The organism is Pseudomonas sp. K5002 (assembly GCF_013386655.1).
Classification (GTDB): domain Bacteria; phylum Pseudomonadota; class Gammaproteobacteria; order Pseudomonadales; family Pseudomonadaceae; genus Aquipseudomonas.
On sequence record NZ_JACARK010001261.1, the window covers coordinates 1 to 513 of the forward strand.

Annotated in this window: 1 protein-coding gene; it reads right to left on the bottom strand. The window is 65.3% G+C overall.

Annotated features, from left to right (window positions below; translation table 11 throughout):
- Positions 1-513 (bottom strand): TolC family protein (locus HX846_RS35485; protein ID WP_178967277.1); only part of this gene is annotated, 513 nt, incomplete at both ends.

Here is a 513-nt window from a genome sequence, read left to right on the forward strand (position 1 = left end):
GCCGCCACCACATCGGGACGCCGTTGCAGCAGGGTCGACGGCAAGGTCAACGGTGGCCGCGGGACCACGAAGCTGTAGTCATTGCGCACTGCCACGCTGAATTCACTCGGCGCCACCCCCACCAGCACGGCCAGCGCGTGTTCGTATTGCTCGCGGTCGCGCAGGGAGGTCTGCAAGTCGGCAATCGAAGTGGTCAACTGGTCCTGCGCCACCAGCAACTGGTCGTTGGTGGCGACGCCCTGGGTGAACTGCACCTGGATCATGTCCAGCAGTTGCTGGTTGATCTTCTGTTGTTGCTGCAACAGGCGCACGTCGATGTCCATCTGCCGCAGGGCGAGGTAGTTACTCGCCACGCTGGAACTGATGGACAGCCGCACCCCGGCCAGCAACGCATCCGATTGCTGGGCCGTCGCCTGGCTGGACTCTATCCCGCGCCGCACCAGGCCCCACAGGTCCGGCTCCCAACTGGCGGTCAAGGTGGCGCTGACACTGTTCTGCACGCCGCCCGCCGTG